The organism is Weissella sp. DD23 (assembly GCF_001579105.1).
GTDB classification, from domain to species: domain Bacteria; phylum Bacillota; class Bacilli; order Lactobacillales; family Lactobacillaceae; genus Weissella; species Weissella cibaria.
Genome location: NZ_KQ970534.1, coordinates 1 through 231 on the forward strand (window position 1 = coordinate 1; position 231 = coordinate 231).

General features: G+C 47.2%; 1 pseudogene. It reads right to left on the reverse strand.

From position 1 onward, the window contains the following. Positions 1 to 231: pseudogene (locus tag WEIDD23_RS13980) on the reverse strand (1,4-beta-N-acetylmuramidase); the annotation flags it as partial.

A 231-nucleotide genomic window follows, 5' to 3' on the forward strand; every position in this document is an offset into this window, starting at 1 on the left:
AATAATTCATCCCCCAAGCAGTTTCCCATTGCGAGTTCTGCCGGACACCATTCTGGAACCAATAGTAGGCACCCATGTAGAAACGGAATCCCGTAAAGTTGGCCCCATTAGTCACCCAACGCCAACCACTATTATTCACGGGCACATAGGCATCTTTAACCTTACCTCGCAAAAAGAATGTCCCATTGTCACCAAAACTGTACACCGTCCCATTAATCGCTTGGTTACCCT